Annotated in this window: 20 protein-coding genes; 5 read left to right on the top strand and 15 right to left on the bottom strand. The window is 61.5% G+C overall.

Annotated features, from left to right (window positions below; all coding sequences use genetic code 11):
- Positions 1 to 132 precede the first annotated feature (132 nt).
- The 4 genes from CO676_RS18900 to CO676_RS18885 form a co-directional block, all read right to left on the bottom strand.
- Entirely contained in the window at positions 133 to 1,197 is a 1,065-nt protein-coding gene (locus CO676_RS18900; RefSeq protein ID WP_097522221.1) for a response regulator, read from the bottom strand.
- Positions 1,197 to 1,634 carry a response regulator gene (locus CO676_RS18895; protein WP_014766247.1) on the bottom strand — a complete coding sequence of 146 codons (438 nt, stop codon included), beginning with the start codon at positions 1,632 to 1,634 and terminating at the stop codon, positions 1,197 to 1,199. The genes CO676_RS18900 and CO676_RS18895 overlap by 1 nt, the downstream gene beginning before the upstream one ends.
- Entirely contained in the window at positions 1,631 to 3,127 is a 1,497-nt protein-coding gene (locus tag CO676_RS18890) for an ATP-binding protein (RefSeq protein WP_097522220.1), read from the bottom strand. Before CO676_RS18890 ends, CO676_RS18895 begins: the two co-directional genes overlap by 4 nt.
- Before the next feature lie 106 nt (positions 3,128 to 3,233).
- The gene (locus tag CO676_RS18885; RefSeq protein ID WP_097522219.1) at positions 3,234 to 4,514 is read right to left on the bottom strand and encodes an MFS transporter; all 1,281 of its coding nucleotides are present in this window, start codon (positions 4,512 to 4,514) and stop codon (positions 3,234 to 3,236) included.
- A 357-nt stretch (positions 4,515 to 4,871) separates the two neighbouring features.
- Between CO676_RS18885 and CO676_RS18880 the strand changes: the two genes are divergently transcribed.
- The 4 genes from CO676_RS18880 to CO676_RS18865 all read left to right on the top strand — a co-directional run bounded on the left by CO676_RS18880 (position 4,872) and on the right by CO676_RS18865 (position 8,910).
- Positions 4,872 to 6,266: a sigma-54 dependent transcriptional regulator gene (locus CO676_RS18880; protein WP_097522218.1), complete on the top strand. Its 1,395-nt coding sequence runs from the start codon at positions 4,872 to 4,874 to the stop codon at positions 6,264 to 6,266.
- A gap of 219 nt (positions 6,267 to 6,485) precedes the next feature.
- Positions 6,486 to 7,268 carry a DUF1614 domain-containing protein gene (locus CO676_RS18875; protein ID WP_014766251.1) on the top strand — a complete coding sequence of 261 codons (783 nt, stop codon included), beginning with the start codon at positions 6,486 to 6,488 and terminating at the stop codon, positions 7,266 to 7,268.
- Positions 7,269 to 7,448: 180 nt separating this feature from the next.
- Entirely contained in the window at positions 7,449 to 8,015 is a 567-nt protein-coding gene (locus tag CO676_RS18870) for a DUF1003 domain-containing protein (protein WP_014766252.1), read from the top strand.
- A 436-nt stretch (positions 8,016 to 8,451) separates the two neighbouring features.
- A complete protein-coding gene (locus tag CO676_RS18865) occupies positions 8,452 to 8,910 on the top strand; it encodes a hypothetical protein (protein ID WP_097522217.1) in 459 nt (152 codons plus the stop codon).
- A gap of 352 nt (positions 8,911 to 9,262) precedes the next feature.
- On the opposite strand, the gene CO676_RS18860 is transcribed toward CO676_RS18865, so the two are convergent.
- From CO676_RS18860 to CO676_RS18835, 6 genes are all read right to left on the bottom strand, one after another.
- Positions 9,263 to 11,974, bottom strand: coding sequence for a CoA-binding protein (locus CO676_RS18860; protein ID WP_097522216.1), 2,712 nt, complete (start codon positions 11,972 to 11,974; stop codon positions 9,263 to 9,265).
- Between the two features lie 13 nt (positions 11,975 to 11,987).
- Complete coding sequence (locus CO676_RS18855) at positions 11,988 to 13,271, bottom strand: ATP citrate lyase citrate-binding domain-containing protein (RefSeq protein WP_097522215.1); 1,284 nt, start codon at positions 13,269 to 13,271, stop codon at positions 11,988 to 11,990.
- A gap of 148 nt (positions 13,272 to 13,419) precedes the next feature.
- The gene (locus CO676_RS18850; protein WP_097522214.1) at positions 13,420 to 14,196 is read right to left on the bottom strand and encodes an ABC transporter permease; all 777 of its coding nucleotides are present in this window, start codon (positions 14,194 to 14,196) and stop codon (positions 13,420 to 13,422) included.
- A complete protein-coding gene (locus CO676_RS18845; protein ID WP_097522213.1) occupies positions 14,180 to 15,010 on the bottom strand; it encodes an ABC transporter ATP-binding protein in 831 nt (276 codons plus the stop codon). The genes CO676_RS18850 and CO676_RS18845 overlap by 17 nt, the downstream gene beginning before the upstream one ends.
- A 12-nt stretch (positions 15,011 to 15,022) precedes the next feature.
- Positions 15,023 to 16,024: an ABC transporter substrate-binding protein gene (locus CO676_RS18840; protein WP_097522212.1), complete on the bottom strand. Its 1,002-nt coding sequence runs from the start codon at positions 16,022 to 16,024 to the stop codon at positions 15,023 to 15,025.
- A gap of 45 nt (positions 16,025 to 16,069) precedes the next feature.
- Positions 16,070 to 17,152, bottom strand: coding sequence for a 4-oxalomesaconate tautomerase (locus CO676_RS18835; RefSeq protein WP_097522211.1), 1,083 nt, complete (start codon positions 17,150 to 17,152; stop codon positions 16,070 to 16,072).
- Between the two features lie 113 nt (positions 17,153 to 17,265).
- Here CO676_RS18835 and CO676_RS18830 point away from each other — a divergent pair, with 113 nt between their 5' ends.
- Positions 17,266 to 18,165, top strand: a complete 900-nt coding sequence (locus tag CO676_RS18830; protein WP_097522210.1) for a LysR family transcriptional regulator — start codon at positions 17,266 to 17,268, stop codon at positions 18,163 to 18,165.
- A 559-nt stretch (positions 18,166 to 18,724) separates the two neighbouring features.
- Here CO676_RS18830 and CO676_RS18825 read toward each other — a convergent pair.
- Genes CO676_RS18825 through CO676_RS18805 form a run of 5 tightly spaced genes read right to left on the bottom strand, consistent with a single transcriptional unit; the run spans position 18,725 to position 22,288 of the window.
- Entirely contained in the window at positions 18,725 to 19,762 is a 1,038-nt protein-coding gene (locus CO676_RS18825; RefSeq protein ID WP_097522209.1) for a Gfo/Idh/MocA family oxidoreductase, read from the bottom strand.
- 7 nt (positions 19,763 to 19,769) lie between these two features.
- Positions 19,770 to 20,219 (bottom strand): type II 3-dehydroquinate dehydratase, encoded by a 450-nt coding sequence (aroQ, locus tag CO676_RS18820; protein ID WP_014766255.1) that lies wholly within the window; start codon positions 20,217 to 20,219, stop codon positions 19,770 to 19,772.
- A 33-nt stretch (positions 20,220 to 20,252) separates the two neighbouring features.
- Positions 20,253 to 20,621, bottom strand: coding sequence for a 5-carboxymethyl-2-hydroxymuconate Delta-isomerase (locus CO676_RS18815; protein ID WP_041414727.1), 369 nt, complete (start codon positions 20,619 to 20,621; stop codon positions 20,253 to 20,255).
- A gap of 14 nt (positions 20,622 to 20,635) precedes the next feature.
- Positions 20,636 to 21,496, bottom strand: coding sequence for a shikimate dehydrogenase (locus CO676_RS18810; protein ID WP_179875555.1), 861 nt, complete (start codon positions 21,494 to 21,496; stop codon positions 20,636 to 20,638).
- An 18-nt stretch (positions 21,497 to 21,514) separates the two neighbouring features.
- On the bottom strand, positions 21,515 to 22,288 hold the full coding sequence (locus CO676_RS18805; RefSeq protein WP_179875554.1) for an amino acid ABC transporter ATP-binding protein: 774 nt from the start codon (positions 22,286 to 22,288) through the stop codon (positions 21,515 to 21,517).
- Between the last annotated feature and the right edge of the window lie 6 nt (positions 22,289 to 22,294).

The raw sequence follows: 22,294 nt of genomic DNA, 5'->3' as shown, positions 1-22,294 counted from the left end.
AGTAAGTCGAAGTTGCCGATCGCGGCTGTCAAGGGTGATGCACACGGTGTGCCAGATACTAGATGATTGATTTTACGTGATGTTTTCCGAGTGATTCGCGAGTGGCAGTGGATATCAACCACTCGGATCGGGCTAATCCACCACTCCCGTGGCATCGCCTCCGGTAAAATCGATGACGACCCGCGTTCCACGGTCGGTTGCGTGGACGGTCACAACGGCCCCGAGCTTCATCGCCATCGCCTCTATGATGAGTTGTCCAAGCCCCGTGGAACCCTCTGCGGAACGCGATCGGCTACCTGTTCCATCGTCCTCGACGCAAAGGCGAATATCGCTTCCGGACGACGCATGCAGAGCCACGCGAACGGGACCGTTCCCGGAGGCGTATGCGTGTTTCATCGCATTGATGATCAATTCGGTCACAATAACGCCCACCGCTACCGCACGGTCCGGGTCAATCACGACCGGATCGGCCGCAAGCGAGAGCCAGCCTTCCTCGTTCGCGGAGGCGCCGATGTCCGCGACGAGCGCATGGAGATAGTTGTCGAGCGCGACTGTGCGCACATCGTCCGACGTATAGAGGCGTTTGTGCACCTGGGCGACAGCAAGCACGCGGCCATAGGCGGAGGCGAGAGCTCCCTTTACGTGCGCATCATGGCTCACGTCGCTTTGCATCAGGAGGAAGGAAGAGACGAGTTGCAGACTGTTGCCGACCCGATGGTTCACTTCGCGAAGCAGCACGGCTCTTTCGGCCGCGAGCGACTCGAACCGATCACGCGCGGCGCGGACCTCCGCTTCCGCCGACTCCTTCTCGCGCCGCAGCTTCGCCTGAGCCAGGGCACCTTCAATCGCGACCCGCAACAGCGCGAGAAACTCGCCCCCGACATCCTTGATGACGTAGTCTGCCGCGCCTGCCTTGAGTGCGGCGATCGCCACACGACCCTCGTCCGAGCCGGTCACGTATACCACCGGCGGAGCTTCAGGATCGACGCGGATGGAAGCGAGGGTCTGAAGCCCATCCTGCCCCGGCATGTAGTGATCGAGCGCCACGACATCGATCCCGCCTGCGCGCAAGCGGCGAACCCCCTCCTCGCCTGTCGTTGCAAGCTGGACGCTATAGCCGTGCCGCTCGAACTCCTTGCTGACCAAGCGCCGAAGGGCGGGATCGTCGTCTATGTAAAGGAGCCGGATGGGCGCCATCACGAATTCTCCGCCACTTGTATGACCGAGAAAAAGAGCCCCAATTGCCGGATGGAATGGGCGAAGCTTTCATATTCGACCGGCTTGGTGATGTAGACGTTGCAGCCAAGATCATAGCACCGCTTGATCTCGTCCTGATCGTCCGTTGTTGTCAAAATCACCACGGGCGAGCGCTTCAGATGCTCGTCTGCCTTGATGCGTTTCAAAATATCGACGCCCGACATGTCAGGCAGGTTGAGGTCGAGCAGTATGAGCAGTGCCCGGCCGGCATGCGCAGTTCCCGCGCCATCCCGGCCGAACAGATAGGCAATTGCGCTCGTGCCGTCGCGGAACGCGACAATGTCGTTGCGTACGCCGGCCCGCCTAATATTTTTCTCTATGAGGCGCGCGTGGCCCTCATCGTCCTCAATCATGACGATCGTGACGTGCGTTGTCATGGGTTTCTCTCCGGCAAAGCGCTCAGTGCGTGGCGCGGCAGCGTCATCGTGAAGGTGCTCCCGCGGCCAGGGTCGGAACGGACGGTAATGGCGCCGCCAAGGCGGCGGACAAGAGTGCGTACATATGTGAGGCCAATTCCCTCCCCTGGACGGTCCTGGGGCCCTGACCGGCGGAATATCTCGAAGATACGTTCGCGGTCCTTCGGGTCGATGCCGCGTCCGTTGTCGTTCACCTCGTAGACGACCTCCGACGGCATCGCCCGACCAGTCACCCGGATCTGGCCGGGTGTGTCGTCGCGAAGGTACTTCAGGGCGTTCTCCAAGAGATTGGCGAAAATCTGCTCGAGAGCAAGGCGGTCGCCGACGCATGGCGGAAAGGACTCGATGATGATTGAGGCCCCCGACTCCTGCGCCTGGTAACTGAAGCCGTCGGCCGCTGATCGGGCCAGCTCCGTCATATCGATCAATTCCAGGCGGAGCTCGCGGCGGCCTTCGCGGGTGAGCTTGAGAATGGCCTTGATCAGCCGATCCATGCGCGTGATCGAGCTCTTGATAAAGCCCAGCGCTTCATCGAATTCGTGCGCAAGCCGCTCATCCGGTTCGGAATCGACTTCAAGGCGTGCTCTGAGCAAGGAAATGCGTCCAAAGAGCTCCTTGCGTAGGACCTCCAGCTCACCTGTAAAGCCCATGATGTTGACAAGCGGGGAGCGCAAGTCGTGGCTTACGATGTGGGCGAAGTGCTGGATTTCCTCATTGGCTTGCCGCAGTTCGGCGGTGCGTTTCGCAACGGTTGCCTCGAGTGACTCGTTTGCCTCTTCCAGCGCCCTCTGGGCAGTCTTCAGCCGTCCGGTCGAGTGACGCACCAGAGCGACCGAGATCGCGGCCAAGGCAATGATCAGCGATGCCCCGAAAAGACTCGCGACCAGGAGCAAGTGCGCCGTGCTCTGCGAAGCGCCGATCGCTTGTGAAAGCAACTGCTGTTCGTGCCGGACAAGCTGCGCAACATTTGTCCTAATGTCCTCGGCTCGCGACTGCACCAGCGCATCACTTCCAAGAGAGGGGGAACGCTCGAGCTCGCCGCTTTCCCGTTTGGCAACGGCCTCTTCGAGAAGAGCGAGTTCCGCCGTTACCGCCGCGTCGAGCCTTGTGACAAGCGGCAGACGGCTTTCCTTCCCCACATTACCAGATAGCGCCGCCTTCGCTTCAGCCAGTGCAATCTTCACCGCCTCCAGGTCGGCGAGAAAGGCGTCACGATAACGTTCAGCTCCGGTAAGCAGCAATCCGCGCTGATCGCTTTCGGCCCGCCAGATCTGACCCTGCAAGTCAAGAAGTTTTTCCTTGGCGTTGAGGGTCCAGATCACCTGCCTGGAATCACCGCGCGACTGGGCCACCAACCATACGGATGTTCCGCTGATCATCACAAGGATCGCGAAGCCGAGCGCGAGAAGGAAGGGTTGGCTGGCGGCGAGAGAAGGAGAATATCTCGACATCATGTTGGCACTCCCCCTTCAAATCCGCGCGATTGCAAGCTGCCACGGCTCACTGTTGATCGAGGTCGGGCATTACGCACAGCAAACATGTTCCACAACGGTTCCACGATCAGGACGACGCGACGGGGTCTGTTTCCAACCGGCTGCTATCCCCGCTCCTATTATCGTCTTGCGCTCTTCCGAATTCGACTCCTTTCGCCTCCACACCGAAGCCGGCCAGAAGCACAACAGCGACGGCGACGACGCCGACGACCATGGCAAGGGCGAAAGCATAGTCACCGTTGTAGTGCTCGGCGAGCCCAGCCTGCAGAGTTGCATTGGCGGAGGCGAGGAGGTTGCCTAGTTGATAGGTGACGCCCGGGAACGTGCCGCGGATTTCGTCGGGCGACAGTTCGTTAAGGTGCGCGGGGATGATGCCCCATGCGCCCTGGACAGCGAACTGCATGAGGAACGCGCCGAGCGCCAGCAGCAGCGGACCGGATGAGTACACCCAAAGCGGAATAACGGGAATGGCAAGCAGGGCTGCGAACACGATAGCGCGCCGGCGGCCGATCCTTTCCGACAAGAGGCCGAAGGTGATGCCGCCAAAGATCGCGCCGATATTGTAAACCACGGCGATCGCTCCAACGGTGGTCGTTGAGAACTTTTGCTGCACCTCGAGGAAGGTTGGATAGAGATCCTGCGTGCCGTGGCTAAAGAAGTTGAAGGCTGTCATCAGGAGAATCGTATAGATCGCCAAACCCGCATGCCGCCGCAGTGTGCGCCACAAGGCGCTCCGATCGGGCTTTTGGCGGCGCGCCAGGAAGACTGGCGATTCGTCGATATTCGAGCGGACATAGAACACGATGAGCGCAGGCAGCACGCCGATCATGAACATGCCCCGCCAACCGACCAGCGGAAAAAGCAGGTAGAAGGCAAGAGAGGCGAGGAGATAGCCCGCCGGGTAGCCGGCCTGTAGGAGCCCGGAAACGAGGCCGCGAGTCTTCGGCGGGATCGTCTCCATCGTCAATGACGCCCCAACGCCCCATTCACCGCCCATCGCGATGCCATAGAGCGCTCGCAGAATGATGAGCATGGTCAAGGTCGGTGCGAAGCCGGACGCGAATTCAAGTGCCGAATAGAGGAGGATGTTGACCATCAGTACCGGCCGGCGGCCAAAGCGGTCGGCAGCGTAGCCGAAGATGAGCGCTCCCAAGGGGCGCATGGCCAGCGTCAGCGTGAGAGCGATGGTGACCCGTTCAATGTCTGTCCCGAATTCCTCAGCCACATATTTCATGACAAAGACAAGGATGAAGAAGTCGAATGCGTCGAGCATCCAACCAAGAAAACTCGCGACGACGGCGTTGCGCTGCGGCGAGGTCAGGGAGCGCAGATCTGATAGTATGGGCATGTTTTCCTCCTGGTTAGGCGGTTCGCGGCGGCACTGAGTTGGTGCGGCGTCGCTCGCGATCATGTGACGCAGACCCGGCGCGCCGGTTTGTCCCGGATGATGGCGGGCATCTTTTTGCCTCATCAGCGCTGCCGCCGTGGACCAGGATCACCAATCAAGGAACGGGCCAACAGCCTGATTGGGGCTTTCGATCAGCTTTTCCAAGCAAACCCGCATCGCCGAACCTTCACGGTCCCGCCTGCGATGGTTTTCGGATCTGGGCCACTTCAGCCAATTGGTGGTTTTCAACCACCTCTGTAGGAGGTAGCGTAAACAAACCACAGCCAGGATCGCGCAGCCGCCGAAAGTCGAAGTACGATGAGTGACGAGCTTCTGATCATCGAGGACGACGCCATGCTAGGCATCGACCTCAAACGATATTTCGAACGCGTGGGCTGGAGGACGCGCCTCGTCCGCAGCCTCGAGGAAGCGGGCTCTTTCGTCTTCGGATCTGGCTATGAAGGGCTCGTCGTGCTGTCGGATCTGCACTTGCCCGACGGTAACGCGCTCGACCTCTTGGAACGCGCCCGCGGCGAGGGCGACAGCCGCGAATGGATATTCCTCACCGGCTTCGGCGAGGCACCGGATGCGGAGCGAGCCAAGCGTCTCGGCGCCTTTGACTTTCTGACCAAGCCAATGGATCGGGAGCGGCTCGAGCGCATCGTTGCCGCAGCACGGCGCGGCGCGCGCGCCCAGAGGCGGATCGCCGACGAAGCTTCGCAGCAGCGCAATCGCTACATCCCGGCCGCCTTCATCGGTCGCAGCAAGGATGCCGCGCGCGTACGCGATACACTTGAAAGGCTGTGCCAAATCCCGCTCAGCAGTGTCATCATCTCGGGGGAGACCGGCACCGGCAAAGGCCTTGCGGCGCGGATCCTGCATCACAGCGGCACGCGCGCCGACGGCCCCCTCGTCGAGGTTAACTGCGCAGCCTTGCCGCGCGACCTCGTGGAGTCCGAGCTTTTCGGCCATGAGGCCGGTGCCTTTACCGGAGCGAAAGGCAGCCATCGCGGCTTCATGGAACAGGCGAGCGAAGGCACACTGTTTCTCGACGAGATCGGCGAACTCGATCTCGACCTTCAGGCAAAACTCCTCAAGGCGCTCGAAGACAAGGCAATCCGCCGAGTCGGCGGCGAGCGGATGATACCCGTCGACGTGCATGTCGTGGTGGCGAGCAACCGAAATCTGCCGGAACTCGTGGCCGAAAAAGCCTTTCGGGCGGATCTCTATCACCGGCTCAACGTTTTCCAGCTCGATCTGCCTCCATTGCGGGCCCGCAAGGCGGACATCGACGAGATCGTCGACGGTCTCATTCGCGAGTTCAACGCGATTGCCGGCAAGCGGGTTAAACGCGTTCCTCAATCCGTGCGCGCGCTCCTTGCCGCATACGACTGGCCCGGAAACGTCCGCGAACTGCGCAATGTGGTGGAGCGGTCGGTGCTTCTTTCCACCGGCGAAGAGCTGTCGGGCGAGTGGTTGCAGATCGCGCCGGGCGGTACCCTCGCGAAGACGATGGCTGCAGGCGACGTCATCTCTCTTCCGTTGGACGGCTCCATGACGTTCGATGCGATGGAGAAGTTGATAGTGGAGTCGATCCTGCAGCGCGAAGGCTACAATGTCCTGGCGGCAGCGCGGAGGCTTGGCCTCACGCGCGAAACCCTGCGGTACCGCATGGCTCGGCATGACCTGCAGCGGCAGAACGCGCCGCGCTGAGCGCCACGCAAGCCACCGATGAGTGGTGGATATCCACCTTCCACTCTCCTGTCCCACCCCAATAGCTTAACCCAACCAAAAGCTTAGCTCTCTGGCGCGGCGCTTGCTTCCATGCTGTGGCGGGCCATTCCGGTTGCCCGCGCGCGGTAGCCGTTGAATGGAGGCAAATCGGTGCCGGCCATTCCGACAGAACACTCGCCCGTATATCAGGAGGCTTCGATGCATTTGAGCCAACTTCACTACCTCCCTCTTCCTGCGCCTCTTTTTTCCGCCCTGGCGCTGTCGTTCCTTGTTCTGGTGGCGCTGATTCAGCTCGGAGTGCTGCAATATGCGTATACACGCCTGGGCATCAGCGCCCGTGCTGCGCTGCTCCTTCTCCTCGGCTCCCTTCTCGGCAGCTACCTCAATCTTCCTTTGGCGGAATTGCCTGGTCAGGAAGTCCTCTCCGGCCGAGTGGTGGATTACTTCGGCATGCGTTACGTCGTGCCAGTCTTCGTCGATTGGCCTGGGACCATCATCGCGGTGAATGTCGGTGGGGCGCTCATCCCGACATTGATGTCGATCTATCTGCTTTCGAAAAACGGGCTGTGGGGCCGCGGCTTGCTGGCGACCGCCGTCGTCGCCGCCGTCTGCCACTGGCTCGCTCGACCGGTGCCCGGCCTCGGCATTGCGTTGCCGGTGTTCGTTCCCGCGATCAGCACCGGTCTCGTGGCTCTGCTGCTTTCCCGGCAACATGCGGCGCCGCTTGCTTACGTCGGCGGCAGCCTCGGCACCCTCGCCGGGGCAGACCTGCTCAATCTCGGAAATCTGCGAGGGCTGGGCGCTCCCGTCGCCTCGATCGGTGGCGCCGGAACATTCGATGGGATTTTCGTCACTGCGATCCTTGCCGTGCTCATCGCGAGCCTCTCGCGCGGCTCGCCGTTGAGCCGGCTGTCCTCAGCCGCGACAATGCCGGAAGCGCCCACATACGGACCCCCTGAGGCTGGTGGTCGTCACCCATGACCTGGGCGCAATCACCAAGTCAGAATGGGCTGGGCGACGTGAATAAGGCCGAACTCTCAACGGAAACGGGGTGTTGCTGCACTGGCACGTGGCTTGCTTGATGATATGGCAACCCTACTACCGACAGGAGCTATCTCTCCCCGGTGACTGACATCGCTGCTTCGAAGTGCGGAGACGAGAATGCAAAACAAGACTATTACCGAACTGGCGGACCGCTGGATGGATGAGGATCCAGGCGACCTCACTGAACTCGAGCAGACGGTTTTGCAAAGCGCCATTGAGAAACGCGCGGTTTCCAGGGATCGCAACGAGGCCTATGAGAAGGAACTGACATTTGGCGAACGCGTAGCGGACGCAATCGCCCGGGTAGGCGGCTCGTGGACGTTCATCTTCGCCGCCTTGGCATTTCTGTTGCTGTGGACTGTCGGAAATAGCCTGCTGCTCGGGCGCGACCAGTTCGATCCGTATCCTTACATCCTGCTCAACCTCGTGCTGTCGATGCTCGCTGCACTTCAGGCGCCGGTGATCATGATGTCGCAGAACCGGCAGGCAGCGCGCGACCGTCTGGATGCCGCGCACGACTATCAGGTCAATCTCAAGGCTGAGATCGAGATTTTGGCGCTGCACGACAAACTCGATGAACTGCGGCGCAACGAGATCCTGCAGATACGCGACCAACTAACTGAGCTGGCGACCCATCTGCAGCGCATCGATAAAAATGCAATCGCGGGGAGCCGGCCGGAATAACGGAGAGGGTTCAACTATGGGAGTCCCGACCGTGCTTGTTTCGCTGCAGACCTGGGCACGACTGGTGGTTCCATCGACTCTGAGGAATACATGAAGAAGCACGATACAAATTACACTTTCACTGCCCGGCCTGTCGCGATCCCTCCTTTTTTATCGAGACGAATGATGGAGACATCTTTATTTTTCGCCCACATCGGCCGACGTCTTACAATAACACTCTACATTCATTAATAACGCATACCAATTGTCGGCAAATACGGCGAATATTTGATGAACAATAGTTATATTATATTAATTATTATTAATATGACAGAGTGTAGGTGGCTAAATATTCTTTTTCTAGAGGCTGAATACTGCTGAACGAAGATCGCAAAGCGGCAGTATGAGACAGCCCCGACTGGAAGCTCATGCTTCCCCAATTCTAGGAGACTCAAAAATGCGCTCGTTCATCAAGACGTCTGCAATCGCTGCTCTCGCCCTGTCAATAGCCGCAGGCGGCGCCTTCGCAGCCAACCATCATGGGCACGAGGATCGTGGCATTTCCTCGCGGGGCCCCGAAAACGGGGATTACTACCAAGGGGTATTCGGCGACGACGACGGGACAGCGCCGCCGGTACCGGTATACCAAACCACAGCATCCGTCGCCGTGCATACACCACGGCTCAGCAATATTCTCGGAGAGCTTCGCGCTGCCAATCACCGCATGGATACCAAGCGCTCGGAGGGCGAACTCAGTGCAGTGACCTTTAACCGGCTGCGGCGCGAGGAAGCCAACATTCGCGCACGAACTGTCCAGGTGGCGGACCTGCACGGTGGCATGATTCCAAAGGAATTCTACGCACACCTGCAAAAGGACGTTCGTCGGCTTGACGGAGAGATTGCCCGCTCAGCCTGATGGCCGGATGCTAGGCCGTAAACCTGTCTGCGAAGCCGGTCTGTTTCGGCGGAACCGGCCATCTAGAGAACCGCCGCAGCTTAGCTGCGGCGGTTTTGCTGATTCTCAGCTGCACCCGTTCTGGACTGAGCAACGGAATACCGGAATACATTGTGCGATCTAATGAGCACGAACGAGAACATCTGCCGCTGCGAGCCTCACGCGGAGGTAAGGCCGCTCTCGACCCCCAAAGCCGGACATCCATTCGGGCGAAGCAAATGACCGCTAAGAGTGTGGGTTCCCGTCATTCTTAAAAGTCAAAGCCAAGGCCGCGATGGTGCGGACCGCGGGCTGGTGGCGGGCGGGGTCGCCATCAGACCACGAAGCCGCAGGCGGCGGGCGGGGTGCGTGTGTCCATGTTGCGGCCGCGGTTCAGGTGGTCGTCGATCTCGGCGGCCGCGCCGATCATGCGACCGTATAGGAAGACGGTGAAGGCCGCGGTCTCCAGGTCGCGCTCGGTCAGGGTGCCGGACTTGAAGTCCTTCCACAGCAGCGCCAGCAGCAGCGCCGCAATTACCGCGTCAACGTTGACGCAGAAAACGTAGGGCGAGGCCCCCTGACTGTGGAGTGCCTGGACGAGCTCGCGGTAGAAGGCGTGGAAGACGTTGTACTTTCCTTGCCGCGCCATGAATTCCGCGATGAAGCGCTCGCGCGGATCGTGGTTGACGGGCTTGCCTTTGAAGACCGGGTGGTGGACGCCGGGGAGCGCGCGGACCTCAGTGCCGAGCTCCTTGGCCTGGGCCTTCTCGCGGCGGTACGTGCGCGCGAACGCCGTCGCCATCGCCTTCAGGTCGAGGCCGTGGGCTGGGTCGGAGGGGTCGGTCAGCCTGGTGTCCTTGAATTGCTCGAGCAGGAAGGCCATGCCCTCGAAGCCGTTGCCTCCGTGGCTGTAGCCGGTATGGGTAAGGAAGCCGACCATCGCCTTGTTGATCTGCACGCGCGCGGGCGTCTGTGGCCCGTCCGCCGAGACCGCGCCCTTGGCACCCTGAGCCGAGATCGACCCAGGGCCGTTCGAAATCAGGAGCCCGACGAGCATCTGCAGCGGCAGCGCCTCCTCGGGGGTGGGCTTCTTTCCAGTCATGGCGAGGAAGCAGAGGTCGGCCATCGTCCATTGCCCAAAGCGCTCGTCGCGGGGGATGCCCCATAGCGAGCCCGGCCGGTGGTGCTCGCCGGAGATCGTCGCGCCGACCATGACGCCATAGAGCCGCAGGTACCAGGGCAGTGTCTCGGCGGTAAGGCGCGAGATGCGCTTGCGCATCAGCGGCCCCCAGGCGATCGTCGTGGCGATGGCCGCGAGAATTGCGTCCCGCGACAACCGGCCGCCGAGGCCCCCAAGGAACTTCAGGAACGCCGACCTGCCGCCGCGGGCCGCGATCGCCGCCAGCATGGCCTCTGGACGCGGGTCGGCTGCCTCGGCCTCGGTGGCCAGGAACAGCGCCCGGGTGGCGTCGTCGCAGACAATCCCCGAGGCGTCGAATTCCTCGTCGCGCCCGTCCCTAAGGCCAGAATGGGCGAAGAGCCCGATCAGTGCCCTGGTACAGCCGAGCGCCCGCTCCACGCGCTTCGGCCCGACGATGGCGGCGGCGGTTGCCATCACCGCATTCGGAGCATTGCCGGCCTCCCGCGCCGCGTCGGCGGCGACAAGGATCGGGTCGCCGACTAGGTTGACCTCGGCTGCGACCGCGACGTCGAGTATCGCCCGGTCGTTCTCGGTGGCGATCTCGTGCACGAGCGGCAGGGCGAAGGTCGCCTCCAGCGGCTCAAGCGCGAGATCGAGCACTGAATGGCCGTGCACGCTCGTCACCTGGGTTTTCGGGTCCATGACCGCCGCGCCGGACTTGTCCTTCATGTTCTGCCGCGCAACCACCGCCCCGACCTGGGCGCCGAGCGCGGCGATCTGGCCGGCGTAGGGCTCGGGCGCGGTGACGGCCGGCATGGCGAGTTCGGGCGGCAGCCGCAGGCCCTGGTCGTTGGCGACCCAGGGCTTTAGCGCGAGGTCCCCACGCGGCGCGAAGTCGGGCGCGGCGCCGTTGAGCGCCATCACCGCGGTGAGGGCGGCGGGGATGTCGGCGATGTTGGTGACGACGGCGCCCTTCGCGGACACGACCGGGTTCTCGGGCGTGAAGAGGCCAGGCACGCCGAAGGCCTCCATGAACCAGCGCTCCTTGTCCTCGGCGCTGTCGCCCGTGCCGGCCATCGCGCCGGCATGCCCGACGGCACGGGTCAGCTTCGACTTCCAGCGGCCGACTACGCAGGCGACGACGGGCTTCGTCCAGTCGATGCCCTGCTCGTAGTAGCCGCCGGGTTCGGCATAGAGCACCGCCGCCTTGGAACGGTCGTCGTTGCCAAAGGCGTGGGCGAAGTCGGGCGCGGCGTAGTGGATGTAGACGTCTTTGCCGGAGGAGACGAGCGTCGTCGTGCCCCAGCCCGCAGTGCCGAGATACTGAGCGATCGTCGTGGTGAAGCCGCCGGAGTTCGAGAAGATCGCGACCGAGCCTTTGAGCAGCGACTCCTCCGGCTTGTCGCCGCCGAGCGCGCCGCCGATGCGCACGCGGTTCCACGAATCGGCGACGCCGAGGCAGTTGCCGCCGATGATATCGATGCCGTTCGCCTGAGCCATCGCCCGAATCTCGCGGGCGTCGTGCACCGCGATCTTCTCGGTGATGATGACGATCTTGCGCAAGCCCGGGTTCACCCGCACGAGCTCGGCCACGCCGTCGCGCACGCCCGACGGCGGCAGGTAGACGACGCCGGTGTCGAAGGCGTGGCCGGCGTCGAGCCCCTCGCGCACGTTGTTGAAGACCGGGATGTCGCCCACGGGCGTCTTCAGCACCTGCCCGCCGCGGCCGGGCGAGGTGCCGAAGACCACGTTGCCGCCGGAGAAGGCGTGGCTGGTCGGCGTGACCGTGCGCGACTCGCCGCCGAGGATGTTGAGTACGCAGACCCGGTCGTCGCGGGTCGCGATATCGGCCAGTGACCGGAGGCCGAGGAAATAGGGAAAGCCTTCGATGCCCTTGTGATACATTTCCGTCCCCCCCTCAGGCCGCCGCGGCCTTGAGCCCCAGCGTCGCGGCGATCTCGTCGCGGCCGCCGGCGCGCATCCACGTGTCGACGCGCTTGGCGTAGTTCACGACTTCGGAGATCGCGCTGTCGAAGCCGAAGAAGCGGTAGGGCAGGCCGAGGGACTCCAGCGTCTCGGCGAGGTTGCCCATACCGCGCACCAGATTCGGACCGCCGCGTCCTACGACGACGTAGAGCGGCGTCGGCCCGTGCGCGGCGAAATATTCGCGCAGCGCGTCGCCCATGCCGCGGAAGGTCTCGAGGATGTCGGTGTTGTTCGACTTGCCGCCGATGATGAAGAGCACGTTGGTCTGGGCGAGGAAGTGCCGGTAGCAGATCGAGGCCACCGCCTTCATCTTCTCGTAGGGCGGGTTGCCGCCGAAGTCCGACGAGATGATCGCCGCCTCGCCCAGCACCTCGGTGACGAGGCTGTTGGCGCCGCCGCCGAAGGTCGGGGCAAGGATGGTGCCGCTCTCGTTGATCACGAAGACGTCCGACTGGCCCTGGTGGGTGCGGAGTTGGTTCACCTCCTGCTCGAAGGCAGAGATGTCTGCCGCGAACAGCTGGTCCGGCAGCCCGAGCCGACCCACGCGCGGATCGTCGCGGTCGAAGCCGCACTTGAAGTCGCAGGCCACCGGCGTCAACCGCCCGTCGCGCCCGGGACGCATGCGGATCGGATTCAACTCCAGCGTCGTCATGCCGTAGTGGTGCATCAGCTCCCAGAGCTTCGGCAGGTGCTGCACCAGCGGCGAGATGATCTCACGCGGCGCGCCAATGTCCGTCAGCGCGTTCGCCACCACGAAGGCCTTGAGCCCCGTGAGCGCCTCGAAGGGCACGGTGGCGATATCGGACTTATCGAGATCCTCGATGTCCACGCCGCCGCGGTGGGTCAGCGTCATGGTCGGCGCGCGGAAATGCGTGTCGTCGGTGATGGCGAAATAGACCTCGTGCTCGGCGGGGACGCCGGCCTCGAAGGTGACGCCGTTCGCCTTGGCATAGGCGTTGTCGTGGCGGTGCTCGGCGAAATAGAGCCGCTCCTTTTCGGCGAGCGCCTCCTTGAGCGTCCGCGCCTTACCGATCAGCCCCGCCTTGCCCTTCTTGCCGACGCCGCCGCGGAACACCGGCTTGACGAAGATCAGCCCGTGCCGGGCGATCAGGTCCTGGATCGCGTCCTCGCCGGCGTCAGGCCCGAGCACCTCGGACACCGGGAAGTCGACATAGCCGAGCAGCCTCGATCCGTAGAGCATTCCGTTGAGTTGCATAGCCGTTCTCCCCAATGACCGAGGCGCGTTCGGTCGTTTGACCTGTGTTAGGCTCAGACGCTCGCGGCAACAGCGTTCAGCTAGACTCAGTTCTGTTTTCGCCTTGGCGCCGGCCCGCATTGCTGCCGACCGGCTCCGTCGGCGCCCGTCAGGTAGCCCGGCTCTCGGTCGAGTGCGGGCTCCACTTGATCAGCCGGGCCTCGGCGATGTCGAGGATGCGGTCGATGATCAGTACGAATACAGCGAGGATGATGATGCCGGCGAAGACGCCGACCGCGTCGAAGTTGCCTTCCGCCTGAGCGATCAGATAGCCAAGCCCGGCGGAGGAGCCGAGATACTCGCCGATAATCGCCCCGACGACGGCAAAGCCGACCGAAGTGCGCAACGAAGACAGAATCCAGCTTGCCGCTGCGGGGAAGTAGACGTGGGTCAGCAGGCTCGAGCGCTTGGCCCCGAGAATCCGCGCGTTCGCCAGCACAACCGGGTTGACTTCCCGCACGCCCTGCATGGCGTTGAAGAAGGTGATGAAGAACACCAGCGTCACCGATAGCGCCACCTTCGACCAGAGCCCGAGGCCGAGCCAGAGCACGAAGATCGGAGCGAGCACCACGCGGGGGATGGCGTTCAGCGCCTTTATGAACGGGTCGAGGATGCGATAGGCACCGCGGCTAAGCCCCAGCCAGACGCCGGCCGCCACGCCGAGGGCGGTACCGATCACGTATCCGAGCACTGTCTCGGTGAGCGTGATCGACACGTGCTTATAGAAGCCTGGATCGATGATCCACGCCACGATCTGTTTCATGATGTCGACCGGAGCCGGGAAAAAGAAGACGTCGATCACGCCTGCCGTGACACCGAGCTGCCAGCCGCCGACAATTACCACCAGCAGCACGACCTGGATTAAGCGTTCAGTCATGGCGTTCATAGCTTTTCTCCACTTCGCCGCGCAGGGACGACCAGATGTTGCGATAAAGATCCATGAAGCGTGGATCGAGCTTGATTTCGGCGACGTCGCGCGGGCGTTCGAGATCGACGGGGAAGCTGTCGATCACGCGCGAGCGCGGTCCGGCAGCAAGCACCACCACCCGATCCCCGAGCGCAATTGCCTCCTCAAGGTCGTGTGTGATCATCACCACGGCGCGCCGTTCCTCCTGCCAAAGCCGCAACAGCTCGTTCTGCATCAGGTGGCGGGTATGGATATCGAGCGCCGAGAAGGGCTCGTCCATCAGGATGACCTTGGGGCCGGTGATCAGCGCCTGGGCCATCTGCACGCGCTTGCGCTGGCCGCCGGAAAGCTGGTGCGGATAGCGATGCTCGAACCCCTTGAGTCCGACTTTCGCCAGCCATCTCATCGACAGCTCGCGACGTTCGGCAGCGCCGACGCCCTTGAACATGGGACCGAGTTCCACGTTCTCGATCGCGGTCTTCCACGGAAGCAATGCATCCTGCTGGAACAGATAACCGATGTCGTTCTGGATCCCGCGCACCGGCTGACCATCGATTGATACGGTGCCACTCGCAGGTTTCAGCAGGCCGGCAATCGCATTGAGTATGGTGCTCTTGCCGCAGCCGGTGGGGCCAACGATGGCGAGGAACTCGCCATCGGAGACTTTCAGGTTCACATCTTGCACGGCCACGTAGGCGCCGAAGGCCATGGTGACGGAGTCGAGGGAAACCATCGACTTTGCTTGATGAGGGTTGTCCGTCGGGGGTGCGGTTTCTACTACGGCCAATGCCATAACCTCCTCCTGTCAGTTGGCGGCGACGTTCGGGACCTTGCCGACGAACTCGTTCGTGTAGGTTTTCGTAAGGTCGATTTCAGCCGCCGCGACTTTTTCGTTGAAGCTCTTCAGGACGGCGAGCGGAGTCTTGATATCTTCCTCGTTGATGCGCCCGTCCGTTGAGAAGATCGCCTTCGCGTTCTCTACCGCCTTGATGTAGGTGTCACGATCGCCGGAGATGAACTCCTTCGGGAGCTTGTCGACGATCTCTTCCGCGGAGTGGCTATTCATCCACTCGAGCGCTTTGACCGTCGCATTGGTGACCTTCTGGATGGTCTCCGGATTTTCCTCGATGTAGCTCTGTGTGGCATAGAGGACGGAGGTTGGGTAAATCCCGCCATAGATCGCCTTGGCACCGTCGTCGCTGCGCCCGTCGATCAGGATCTTGCCGACGCCCTTGGCCTCGATGAAGGTCGCTGCCGGGTCGTAGTTGACGAGGAGGTCGACCTTGCCCTGTTCAAGGGCGGCGACGGCCGCAGACCCGGAGCCAACGCCGATCAGCGAGACGTCGTCCGCGGACAAGCCGTTGCGCTGCAGGTAATAGCGGACGAAGAAATCGGAAGACGAGCCCGGTGAGGTGATCCCGATTTTCGCGCCTTTGATCGTTTCAGGCTTTGCCGGGTCGAACGTGCTCTCCCTCCCGCCTGCCAGCACAAGACCGGAATTGCGGGCGAGTTGCACGAACGCCACGACGGCCTTGTTCTGCGACTGCATCTGGATCGTGTGGTCGTAGAAACCGACGGCGATATCCGTCGAGCCGGCAACGAGCGCCTGGAGCGTCTTCGAGCCGCCCGACGCAAAGTTTTCGACGGTCACCTCCAGGCCTTCCTTTTCATAAAGGCCGAGCCCCTGCGCGACCGGAAAGGGAAGATTGTTGAGGTTGTAAGAGCCGACGCTGATGCGGACCGGATCCGCCAACGCCGAACCGGCAAAGGCGACGGTTGCCGCGAGGGCGAGCATGAGCTTGCGCATGATATTCTCCTCCTGTTGGTGGCGCCCTCCCGGCGGCCACGGTTATTATGCCGCGCAACCCAGTTGCGTGACAGGTTTTGCGAAGACATGTCCTTCGAACAGCCGCCTGGCGGTGCGAAGGATTCCGGCAACGACCTTGCCGTCCCTTTCATGAAGCTTGACGTCCAGGTGGCCGCTCGGGTGCTCAATCGAAAGCACCACCGGCGGTTTGCGCGTGCCGACGAGAAGGGAAGCAACGGTGCCTTCATTGATGCAGGCGGTGGCAATCCCCACGGCCCCGGTCGTCGCCAGCGAAGGGTGACATTGATGCGGCATGAAATACCGTACGCTGATGTCGCCTCCCGACTTTGGCCGGGAAATGAGCACGGGCTTCGGCGTCACCTGGTTCCGCACGTCTCCAAGGCCCATCCGTTCGCCAGCAGCGATGCGCAGCTTTTCCAGCCGGTCAAGCAGCGTCTTATCGGCATTGAGGTGGGCCGCCGTCTCGAAGCCGCTTGCGCCGATCGAGTCTGCCTCGATCAACATCATCGGCATTGCGCAGTCGATGCAGGTGACAGCCACACCGTCGATCAAGTCGACAGGCTTGCCGGTGGGGAAGAGCTGTCCGGTACGCGCGCCGGCTGCGTCCATGAAGGTCAGTGCGATCGGCGCTGCGCTGCCCGGTACACCGTCGATCGCCGCTTCGCCGAGGTAGGAGACGTTGCCATTCGGCGTGGGAACGTCGGCTTCGATCATCTTGCCGGTGTTGACGTTGTGGATCCGGACGAGCGTCGTTTCGCCTCGGGCCGGAACGAGACCCGCCTCGATGGCAAACGGGCCGACCGCAGCAAGCATGTTGCCGCAGTTCGGTGAGGTGTCGACGATCTGTTGGTCGACCCGCACCTGGGCAAAGAGGTAATCCACGTCAGCACCAGGGATGGTGGCAGGTCCGACGATGGCCACCTTGCTCGTGACCGGGTTGCCGCCACCGATGCCATCTATCTGCAACGGATGACCCGAGCCCATGACGGACAGCAGGATCTTGTCCCGCTGACTGGCAGCCGCGGGAAGATCGCTTGCCAGGAAGAACGGACCCTTCGAGGTGCCGCCTCTCATCAGTACGCAAGGGATCGCCAGCAGGTCGTTCATCGCTTGTGCTTCCATTGGAATTATGTCATCGCCGTATCAATCGGCCTATTTGATCCAATTATCGGAAGTACGGTTGATTTGTGAAATTCTAAGAATCGGGAAATTGATGCAAGATGAGCATTAATTGTGAGATCCTTGATCTTCGGGCGTTCTTGAGCGTGGTCGAGCTGGAGAGCTTTCATCGCGCTGCCGATGCGTTGCATCTGTCGCAGCCCGCCCTGAGCCGCCGGATTCAAAAACTCGAGCAGGCGATTGGAGCGCCCCTCCTGGAGCGAACGACGAGGCATGTGTCGTCGACGGCGCTCGGAACAGAACTCATTCCGCTTGTGCGGCGCATGCTGGAGGAATTCGACGGTTCCCTGTTCGCCGCACGCGACGTTGGACCCAATCGAGGCGGATTGGTAACAATCGCATGCCTCCCTACCGCAGCATTCTACTTCCTGCCGACCGTCATTCGCCAGTTCAACGAGGAGTATCCCAACATTCGCTTTCGTATCCTCGACCTGCCCGCGACCGACGGCCTCCAAGCCGTGGCACGCGGTGAGGTCGAGTTCGGCATAAATATCACGGGCACATCGGATCCGGACTTGATCTTCGACCGGCTCGTAGAAGATCCTTTCGTGTTGGCAGCGCGCAAGGATCATCCCCTCGCCGCCAAACCCGCAGTCGGCTGGGCAGACCTCGAGCCCTACCATCTGATTACCGTTCATCGATCGAGCGGCAACCGAACCTTGCTCGACGCAGCCCTAGCAAAATCGAATATCAAGCTGCGTTGGTTCTACGAGGTGACCCATCTGTCCACTTCGCTCGGTCTGGTGGAGGCCGGCCTCGGAATTTCGGTCCTACCGCGCATGGCGACCCCGCAGGATGACCATGCGTTCTTGATCACACGCCCGATTGGCGATCCCGAGATATCGCGCACCATCGGCGTGGTCCGCCGTCGCGGCGGCACCTTGTCGCCGGCGGCGGAAAGGTTTCTCAAGATGCTGATGGGCGTATGGGGCAGTAATTGAAGGCGAGCCCCTTTACGCGTCCAGTTTAGGTGAACACCGCAATCGTGGAAGTACCTTGACCGTTCCAGCACATGATGGGGCTACGCCCGGATCAGGAGCGCGAAGAAGTGCTCTGACGCAATCGACCCGTTGCGGACATCCGGACCGAAGCACCGAATGACAAAAAGGTACGCTCAAGGCGGACGTTGATTTCTCGCCTTAGTCGGCTCCAAGCAGTCACCCAGAAATTCGATGAAGCGTTGCGTCGTTGCCGGAAGCGGGCGCGTTTCGATGGCGGCGAAGACAGAGCGGGGCAGTGACGCAGACGGCCATCGGCCAAATCCTCGGCGCCAGAAGGGCGATGTCTAAGTCGAGCGTGGCCAGCTATCCGACATGCGGCGCATGCAGCCGATTTGAGGAATGTCGAAGTGGCTTAACTGCCAGCGGTCTCGAACAGGAGCGCTCGAAAACAGGACCGCCGCACTGCTCGTTCGTCGGTATTGCCTCGGCGTTCTCGTCGCATCGGATGCAAGGAGACGCGAAGGGCGAGCAGGCGGTTGCGTTACACATTGCTCAGGCATCAGTTCAACTCAATACGTTCTCCCGTTGCCGCCGAGCGTTTCACCGCATCGATTACCCTCAAGGTTTCGAGCCCCTCACGCCCGCTGACAAGCGGCGGTTCGTCTCCGCGGATCACCTTGCAGAATTGCCTGATCTGCAGGACGAGCGGGTCCTCGTCGTCGACCTCGATACGCTTTTGGTCAAGTGGCTCCCACCAGCTCCGTTTACCAGGATTGCGCCAGACCTCGAGCGACGGAACAGCCAGCGACCCGTGCGTTCCTCCGATCATGTAACAGGATTGCTCGGTTCTGGGATAGGCCGGATTCTCTCCGGTTGTCATCTCCCAACTCCACGGTGCGACCACCGAGTCCGAGACTGTCGCAGTTCCCAAGACTCCATTCTTGAACTCGATCAGGATCACAGCCGTTTCCTCAACTGCGTTGCCGCGCACCGCGTTGGACTCGCGTGCCTGAACCGCGGCCACATCGCCGAAAAGGTAACGCAGATTATCGACATCGTGGATGAGATTGAGGAAAACCGGCCCCGCACCGCGCTCACGACGCCACGAGATGTCGAAGTAATCGTCGGGCTTGAACAGCCAGAACATCGCATTGACAACAAGAACGCGGCCGAGCTTCCCGCTTTCGATGATTTCCTTTGCCTTCTGCATCACCGGATTGTGTCGGCGGTGATGGCCGGTCAAAAGAGGAACACCTTTTGCCTCAGCCGCTGCGATCAGCTTTTCCCCGGATATAATGTCGTCGGCGATAGGCTTCTCGATGAGTGCGGGAACGCCGGCTTCAACAGCTTCCAACCCGTTCTGGACGTGAGCCTGGTTGGGCGTAGCCACGATGATCCCGTCAGGTCGGTCTGCGGCAATCATGTCCGCGAAGCTTGTAAACCACTTCACGCTGGCTTCCTTGGCAATAGTCTCGCCAACCGGCGTGGGATCGACCACGGCACTGAGTTGCGCCGAGGGCTCGGCCAGGACGTGCTGAATATGGCGCTTACCGATGAGGCCTGCGCCAAGTACGGCCAGCTTAACCCGTTGGGTCATGGTCACCTCAGCCCTTGCTCGCCGCCTTGATCATTGTCGCCGCGCGCCGGATGCCAAGCTGGTATCCTTCTGTTCCAAGGCCGCAGATCACGCCGTCCGCGCGGTGCGAAACGAACGAATGGTGTCGGAAACTTTCGCGCTTGTGCACATTGGAGATGTGGATCTCGATCACAGGCCCTTCAAATGTGTTCAGAGCGTCGAGGATGGCGAGTGAGGTATGGGTAAAGGCTGCCGGATTGATGACGATGGCCGCACCGTCCTCGCGCGCCTCATGAATCCAATCGATGAGCTCGTATTCCCGGTTACTCTGATGAAAGCGGATTTCATGGCCGAGTTCGGCTGCCAGTTTGCGGCAGTCCGCCTCTACGTCTGCAAGCGTTTCATGCCCGTAGATGTGCGGCTGGCGTTTGCCAAGCAGATTGAGGTTTGGTCCATTGAGAACGTAGATCAGGCTCATAGTATATTTTCCTTCTTGAGCACGCTGTCCCGGTCAGACGAACGCGATTGCTTGAACAGCAAAATCAGGGTCCGACTCGTAGAGATCTGCGCGCAAGCCGAGCCTTCCCGCTTCGAGAGCAGGCGCGGCGATCGCCCGCGCGGCGTCGAGAACGGCAGTGAGAAGCTTCTGCTTGGTCTCTGCAGCACGACCCGGTGCCATCCGCACGATAATTTGGATGAAATGATTATCGACATGCTCATCGCCCACGCAGGAGTATGTCGCCTCCCGCGCAAGCGTGCGCACGGCGGAAGGTTTCACAAGGCCGCCATCGCGAACGCAGCGATGCACGCTCAGCGTGAGCCGGTCCATGGCTACATGCTCGCCTGCGCCCCGGCTATAATCGATAATGATATGCGGCATTTGGGATCTCCCCATCAAGCCGACAGGCGGCACAAGTCCATAAAGTGACGGGACATGCGCTCTGCGTCGGGTGCTATCCCGGTGAATAATTCGAAAGCCGCTGCTGCCTGGTAGACGGTCATGCCGCCGCCCCGAAGGGTCCGGCAGCCTCTTCTTTCGGCGAGAGCAAGGAGCTCTGTGACGAGCGGCATATAGACGATGTCGGCGACCCAATGCCGTGGCAGCAGCCATTCCGGGTCGATCGGCAAACCAGGATGGCTCTTCATACCCGTCGGTGTCGCGTGAATAAGGCCGTCCGCGGAGCGCAGGGTGCTGCCGACATCCGTCGTGGCACGAGCGCAATCCCTTGAGAACCGATCGTTCAACTGCCCAGCCAAGGTTTCTGCTCGTGTCGAATCCTGGTCAAAGATCGATAATCGCTTAATACCGAGCTTGATTGCGGCATGCGCCACGGCGACACCGGCGCCGCCGGCGCCAAGCAGGACGGCATGCGACTTCGCGACGTGAGGAAGGCCGCGCTGGAAATTCTCGTAGAAACCGTACCAATCAGTGTTGTGGCCGATCCTCTCGCCGTCACGAAAGACCACGGTGTTGACCGCACCGAGCATCCCTGCATCCTCGGAAAGGCGGCTGAGGTGGGCGATCACCGACTGCTTGCACGGATGTGTAATGTTGCTTCCGGCAAAACCGCGCCGCTCTTCCTCGTCGAGGAGGTCCGGTAGCGCCGAGGCAGGAAGGCCTCGCTCGGCCAGATCGAGAAGCTCGTAACGGTAATCGAAGCCCTGATGTCGAGCCTCCGTTTCGTGGAGCGCCGGGGACTTTGACATCTGGATGTCGGCGCCGATCAGTCCCACGAGGAATTTCTTGTCGTGCATTGGTATCGCTTTCGAACGTCAGTGGTGGGCAAGGATTTCGCCGAGGAAGGTTTTCGTGCGTTCGTGCTTGGGGGACTTGAAGAAGATCTCCGGTTCGGCCTCTTCGACGATTTCTCCGGAGGCCATGAAGATGACGCGATCAGCGACCTGGCGGGCAAACCCCATTTCGTGCGTGACACAGATCATCGTCATGCCGTCACGGGCGAGCCCGATCATGGTGTCGAGAACCTCCTTCACCATTTCAGGATCGAGGGCAGAGGTTGGTTCGTCGAAGAGCATGACCTTCGGCTCCATGCAGAGCGCGCGAGCGATGGCAACGCGTTGTTGTTGCCCGCCGGATAGCTGCGCAGGATACTTTTCGGCCTGGTCAAGGATTCGAACGCGCTCGAGATATTTTCGAGCCAGTCGCTGTGCGTCAGTGTGGCTTGTGCCTCGAACACGCATCGGGGCGAGTGTACAGTTTTGAATTACGGTCATGTGCGGGAAGAGATTGAAGCTCTGGAAGACCATTCCCACTTCGCGCCGTATCGCATCGACGGATTTGGTGCTTCCGTCCAGTACCTGACCCTCGACGACGATCTTGCCGTCCTCGATCGTTTCGAGGGCATTGATGCAGCGGATTAACGTTGACTTCCCGGAGCCTGACGGCCCGCAGAGGACGATTTTTTCGCCTTTGCGGACCGACAGACTGATGGATTTCAAGGCATGGAAAGCGCCGTACCACTTCTGCACGTCCTCAAGGGAAATCAGCGTCGGTTGATCGTTTGCGGAATTGAGCACGGAACTCTCCATTTGGGC

This window comes from Sinorhizobium sp. BJ1 (assembly GCF_002531555.1).
GTDB classification, from domain to species: domain Bacteria; phylum Pseudomonadota; class Alphaproteobacteria; order Rhizobiales; family Rhizobiaceae; genus Sinorhizobium; species Sinorhizobium fredii_B.
Note: the sequence above shows the minus strand (reverse complement) of the source record. Positions and strands in the feature narration are given on the sequence as shown.

Excerpts from the sequence above, each read along its gene's own strand:
- CO676_RS18900 (WP_097522221.1), bottom strand. The coding sequence starts at position 1,197 with ATGGCGCCCATCCGGCTCCTTTACATAGACGACGATCCCGCCCTTCGG.
- CO676_RS18895 (WP_014766247.1), bottom strand. The coding sequence starts at position 1,634 with ATGACAACGCACGTCACGATCGTCATGATTGAGGACGATGAGGGCCAC.
- CO676_RS18890 (WP_097522220.1), bottom strand. The coding sequence starts at position 3,127 with ATGATGTCGAGATATTCTCCTTCTCTCGCCGCCAGCCAACCCTTCCTT.
- CO676_RS18885 (WP_097522219.1), bottom strand. The coding sequence starts at position 4,514 with ATGCCCATACTATCAGATCTGCGCTCCCTGACCTCGCCGCAGCGCAAC.
- CO676_RS18880 (WP_097522218.1), top strand. The coding sequence starts at position 4,872 with ATGAGTGACGAGCTTCTGATCATCGAGGACGACGCCATGCTAGGCATC.
- CO676_RS18875 (WP_014766251.1), top strand. The coding sequence starts at position 6,486 with ATGCATTTGAGCCAACTTCACTACCTCCCTCTTCCTGCGCCTCTTTTT.
- CO676_RS18870 (WP_014766252.1), top strand. The coding sequence starts at position 7,449 with ATGCAAAACAAGACTATTACCGAACTGGCGGACCGCTGGATGGATGAG.
- CO676_RS18865 (WP_097522217.1), top strand. The coding sequence starts at position 8,452 with ATGCGCTCGTTCATCAAGACGTCTGCAATCGCTGCTCTCGCCCTGTCA.
- CO676_RS18860 (WP_097522216.1), bottom strand. The coding sequence starts at position 11,974 with ATGTATCACAAGGGCATCGAAGGCTTTCCCTATTTCCTCGGCCTCCGG.
- CO676_RS18855 (WP_097522215.1), bottom strand. The coding sequence starts at position 13,271 with ATGCAACTCAACGGAATGCTCTACGGATCGAGGCTGCTCGGCTATGTC.
- CO676_RS18850 (WP_097522214.1), bottom strand. The coding sequence starts at position 14,196 with ATGAACGCCATGACTGAACGCTTAATCCAGGTCGTGCTGCTGGTGGTA.
- CO676_RS18845 (WP_097522213.1), bottom strand. The coding sequence starts at position 15,010 with ATGGCATTGGCCGTAGTAGAAACCGCACCCCCGACGGACAACCCTCAT.
- CO676_RS18840 (WP_097522212.1), bottom strand. The coding sequence starts at position 16,024 with ATGCGCAAGCTCATGCTCGCCCTCGCGGCAACCGTCGCCTTTGCCGGT.
- CO676_RS18835 (WP_097522211.1), bottom strand. The coding sequence starts at position 17,152 with ATGAACGACCTGCTGGCGATCCCTTGCGTACTGATGAGAGGCGGCACC.
- CO676_RS18830 (WP_097522210.1), top strand. The coding sequence starts at position 17,266 with ATGAGCATTAATTGTGAGATCCTTGATCTTCGGGCGTTCTTGAGCGTG.
- CO676_RS18825 (WP_097522209.1), bottom strand. The coding sequence starts at position 19,762 with ATGACCCAACGGGTTAAGCTGGCCGTACTTGGCGCAGGCCTCATCGGT.
- aroQ (WP_014766255.1), bottom strand. The coding sequence starts at position 20,219 with ATGAGCCTGATCTACGTTCTCAATGGACCAAACCTCAATCTGCTTGGC.
- CO676_RS18815 (WP_041414727.1), bottom strand. The coding sequence starts at position 20,621 with ATGCCGCATATCATTATCGATTATAGCCGGGGCGCAGGCGAGCATGTA.
- CO676_RS18810 (WP_179875555.1), bottom strand. The coding sequence starts at position 21,496 with ATGCACGACAAGAAATTCCTCGTGGGACTGATCGGCGCCGACATCCAG.
- CO676_RS18805 (WP_179875554.1), bottom strand. The coding sequence starts at position 22,288 with ATGGAGAGTTCCGTGCTCAATTCCGCAAACGATCAACCGACGCTGATT.